Below are 4433 nucleotides of genomic sequence, written 5' to 3'. Positions count from 1 at the left end.
GCTTAGAGCATTGGGGCATCGATGTAACTAGTCGTGTCCCGCTCATTATTGCGGCAAATAAATTCAACGCTGGTTATTTGAAAACAAAAGAAGAAAAAATGGGTCATATGTTAGAGGACTAATCAGTCAACTGTCAGCATACTACTCAATCGTTACATATACATATCCTAACATTGAATATAGGAGGTCATTATCATGATGGTTCAAGAAGGTAACTTATTAGGTACTGGTAAAAAATTTGCTATTATTGGTTCTCGTTTCAACGAGTTTATTACATCTAAGTTAATCGGTGGCGCTGAAGACTGCTTACTTCGTCACGATGTTAAACAAGAGGATATCACTGTAATCTGGGTGCCAGGTGCATACGAGATTCCTTTGATTGCTAAAAAAGCGGCTTTATCTGGTAAATATGATGCAGTTATTTGTGTTGGTGCTGTAATCCGTGGTGCTACTACTCATTATGACTATGTATGTAATGAAGTGGCCAAAGGCATTGCTCATGTTTCCTTAGAAACAGGTGTTCCTGTTATGTTCGGTGTAGTTACTACTGAAAATATTGAACAAGCTATCGAACGGGCTGGTACTAAAGCTGGTAATAAAGGTTATGATTGTGCTATGGGCGCTATTGAAATGGTTAACCTTATCGATCAAATCTAAGAATCATATACAAAACACTCAGTATCTTATGATACTGGGTGTTTTTATAATATCGAAAATATGTTCTTTTACATTAAAAATGGATTAGACGAACATATATTCTCTATAATTTGAATGTACATATTTGACGTGATATACTATATAAGCAATATAAAAGTATATCTAAATAGATTAAGTAGAAATAAGGATTGATAGAATGGATTATATAAAACGTTTTACTACCCGTGAAGGGGTTCGTATGTCTCTAGCTGTAACAACAGATACGGTTGAAACTGCTCGTGTACGTCACGATTTATGGCCTGTAGCGACAGCTGCTTTAGGTCGTGCTATGACAGGGGCTATTTTATTAGCTGGTGATTTTAAAAACCATGAAAATGTAAGCCTTCGCATCAAAGGTGATGGTCCACTAGGTGTAGTTCACGTAGATGCTTTTTCTGATAATACAGTGCGAGGCTACGTAGATGAGCCCCATGTAGATGTACCTTTGAAACATGCTGGTAAGCTTGATGTAGGCGCCGCAGTAGGTCATAATGGGGAAGTACAAGTTACGCGATTTACGCAATTAGCACAAGACTATACCTCTACAAGCCCAATTCAAAGTGGCGAAGTAGCAGAGGACTTAGCGTATTATTTATATGCTTCTGAGCAAGTACCGTCCACAATCAGCCTTGGTGTATTGGTAGATCCAGATTATCATACTGTTGTAGCAGGTGGTTTTATCGTACAAGCGTTGCCAGATGCTACTGATGAAGCATTAGCGCAAGTAGAAAAAAATATTAATGAACTAGGGCCTGTTACAGAATATTTGAAAGCTCATCCAGATGGTAAAGGCCTTATGGAACGCGTATTAGACGGCTTAACTGTTAATGAGGTATATAATGAGCCTGTTAACTTCCAATGTCGCTGTGGTCGCGACCGCTTTGCTGGAGTTCTTATGACATTGCGTGAAGACGATAAAAAGGCTATTTTAGAGGACGAAACTACTGAACTTGTATGTCACTACTGTAATGAAAAATATCACTTCAGTCGTAAAGAATTACAAGACATGTTCGAACCAAAAGGTCCCGTACAATAATTGGTATTTAAAATTAAATAACCTTTATAAAAATTACAGGCTATACGGTTTTTCCTATAGCCTGTTTTTGTATTCTATGAGAAAATAAAAGATAAGAGTTATTAATATTAGGAGGTCACAATGAGTGCAATTGGCATAATTGGTGGTACAGGCGTTTATGATCCGTCCATCTTTGAAAATATTCATGAAGAATCCTTAATGACACCATATGGTGAAATAGATTATGTACAAGGTACATACCACGGAAAAATAGTTATCTTTGTTGCTCGTCACGGCAAAGATCACACAATTCCTCCGCATAAAATCAACTATCGTGCTAATATTTGGGGTCTCAAAAAATTAGGCGTTACATTTATTATTTCTACAACTGCTGTAGGTTCCTTAAATGAAAACTTCAAGCCTGGTCATTTCGTTTTGACTGATCAATTCTTAGATTTTACTAAGAACCGCATCACTACATTCTATGAAGGTGGTGACCGTCCAGTAGCACATCTTGATGTAACAAATCCTTACTGCCCTGAATTGCGTGACATTCTTCAAAAGGTAGGCACAGAACAAGGTCTTACAATTCACAACGGTGGTACTTATGTATGTACTGAAGGCCCTCGTTTTGAAACACCAGCGGAAATTAAAATGTTCCACATGCTCGGTGGTGATACAGTGGGTATGACTAATGTGCCAGAAGTAAATCTCGCTAATGAAGCTGAAATGGCTTATTCCACAATTTCTATGATTACAAACTATGCAGCAGGTATTTCCGAAGCTGCTTTGACTCATAGTGAAGTCGTAGAAATGATGGGTGACATGGCCGCTCAACTTAAATCTCTTATCTTAGGTGCTATTGATGCAATCGATGTAGACGCTCGCTATGATGCTCACAATCGTATGCATGAATATGGTGGGTTCAAATTATAATCCATTCATCCTAGAAAACAATAGTTCATCGAAGGAGACGCTATGATTAATATTGAATGGCGTAAAGATACGCTAGTATTATTAGATCAAACTAAATTACCTACAGAGATTTCCTATGTGCATTGTACTGATTGGCGCCAAGTAGCTGAGGCGATTAAGATGCTTCGCGTTCGTGGGGCTCCAGCTATCGGTGTTTCCGCTGCTTATGGCCTAATCTTGGCTGCTATGGAAGCAGGCAGCCAAGAGGTTCCATTTAGTGAGCAATTAACTAGTCTATATGACTTTAGTGAAACATTAAAAGAAACGCGTCCTACCGCGATTAATCTGGCATGGGCTGTAGATCGTGTTATATCTCTTGTGAAAGCCAATGTTGAAAGTATGTCCTCTATGAGTGAAGTAGTAGACCTTATTACTAAAGAGGCTATTATCATTCATGAAGAAGACGTATCTTTAAACCGTCGTATGGCCGAAGCGGGGGCCACATTATTTGAAGGTAAAAAGAATATTCGCATCTTAACACATTGTAATGCTGGTGCACTCGCAACTGGTGGTTTAGGTACAGCTCTTGGTGTTGTTCGTAAGCTTCATGAAAATGGTCAATTAGAACGAGTATATGCGGATGAAACACGTCCATTATTACAAGGTGCTCGTCTTACTGCTTTTGAGCTTCATGAGGATGGTATCCCTGTAACATTAGAAACAGATAATATGGCTGCTTATGCTATGCAACAAGGCCTTATTGATGCTGTAATCGTTGGTGCAGACCGCATTACAACAAAAGGTGATGTAGCTAATAAAATCGGTACTTATGGTGTAGCTGTTCTCGCTAAATTCCATAACATTCCTTTTTATGTAGCGGCACCTTATAGTACATTTGACTTTACTTTGGAAAATGGTAGCGATATTCCTATCGAGATGCGCGACGATTATGAAGTAACATCTTTACATGGTGTGCAAACTGCACCTAATGGTATTGGTGTACTAAATCCTGCATTTGATGTAACACCACACGAGCTTGTGACTGCTATCATCACTGAAGAAGGTGTATTGACTCCAAATTACGAAGAGTCAATCGGTAAGCTACGCCAAATTGTAGAATCTAAATAATTACTAAATCCATGTGGGTTTACTAACAAATCTTTATTTTAACTATAACTACTCATATTAGTAAAAGGAGTTACTATGCAATCCTTAATTCGAGATATTAACTTAGCAGCAGAAGGCCGTAAAAAAATTGATTGGGTTTCTAACTTTATGCCTACCTTAAATACATTAGGCGATCGTTTTGAAGCGGAACAAACTTTCAAAGGCCAAACCATTGTTGTTAGTGTTCACTTGGAAGCAAAAACAGCATATCTTGCAACTGTTTTAAAACGTGGTGGTGCTGATGTTATCGTAACTGGTTCTAACCCATTGTCTACACAAGACGATGTAGCAGCCGGCCTTGTAGACATGGGCATTACTGTATATGCTTGGTATGATTGTACCGATGAAGAATATTTTGACTTCCTTCATAAAGCATTAGATCATAAACCTCATATCATTATCGATGACGGTGGCGACCTAGTAAACTTGTTACATACTACACGCCAAGATGCTAAAGAACGTCTTATCGGTGGTAGCGAAGAAACTACGACAGGTGTACATCGTTTATATGCCTTAGAGAATGCTAAACAATTAACATTCCCTATGATTGCTGTAAATGACTCTTACTGTAAATATCTTTTCGATAATCGCTATGGTACAGGTCAATCCGTTTGGGATGGCATCATGCGTACTACTAACT

5 protein-coding genes are annotated in these 4433 nt (G+C 38.4%); all 5 read left to right on the top strand.

Annotated features, from left to right (window positions below; translation table 11 throughout):
- The first annotated feature begins 195 nt into the window (after nucleotides 1-195).
- Nucleotides 196-657: a 6,7-dimethyl-8-ribityllumazine synthase gene (gene ribE / locus Q0F90_RS07625; protein WP_009352542.1), complete on the top strand. Its 462-nt coding sequence runs from the start codon at nucleotides 196-198 to the stop codon at nucleotides 655-657.
- Nucleotides 658-853: 196 nt separating this feature from the next.
- Complete coding sequence (gene hslO, locus Q0F90_RS07620; protein WP_296004442.1) at nucleotides 854-1732, top strand: Hsp33 family molecular chaperone HslO; 879 nt, start codon at nucleotides 854-856, stop codon at nucleotides 1730-1732.
- A 120-nt stretch (nucleotides 1733-1852) separates the two neighbouring features.
- Complete coding sequence (mtnP, locus tag Q0F90_RS07615; RefSeq protein WP_296004439.1) at nucleotides 1853-2647, top strand: S-methyl-5'-thioadenosine phosphorylase; 795 nt, start codon at nucleotides 1853-1855, stop codon at nucleotides 2645-2647.
- Nucleotides 2648-2689: 42 nt separating this feature from the next.
- Nucleotides 2690-3754, top strand: coding sequence for an S-methyl-5-thioribose-1-phosphate isomerase (gene mtnA / locus Q0F90_RS07610; RefSeq protein ID WP_296004437.1), 1065 nt, complete (start codon nucleotides 2690-2692; stop codon nucleotides 3752-3754).
- A 75-nt stretch (nucleotides 3755-3829) separates the two neighbouring features.
- On the top strand, nucleotides 3830-4433 hold a 604-nt coding region (locus Q0F90_RS07605), incomplete at its 3' end, for an adenosylhomocysteinase (RefSeq protein ID WP_296004435.1).

Source organism: uncultured Veillonella sp., from assembly GCF_934190855.1.
Lineage (GTDB): Bacteria > Bacillota > Negativicutes > Veillonellales > Veillonellaceae > Veillonella.
The sequence above is the reverse complement of the archived record's forward strand: the minus strand, read 5'-3'. Positions and strand labels throughout refer to the sequence as shown.

Bases quoted from the DNA above. Each gene is read 5' to 3' on its own strand.
- mtnA (WP_296004437.1), top strand. From the start codon at position 2,690: ATGATTAATATTGAATGGCGTAAAGATACGCTAGTATTATTAGATCAA.
- hslO (WP_296004442.1), top strand. From the start codon at position 854: ATGGATTATATAAAACGTTTTACTACCCGTGAAGGGGTTCGTATGTCT.
- mtnP (WP_296004439.1), top strand. From the start codon at position 1,853: ATGAGTGCAATTGGCATAATTGGTGGTACAGGCGTTTATGATCCGTCC.
- ribE (WP_009352542.1), top strand. From the start codon at position 196: ATGATGGTTCAAGAAGGTAACTTATTAGGTACTGGTAAAAAATTTGCT.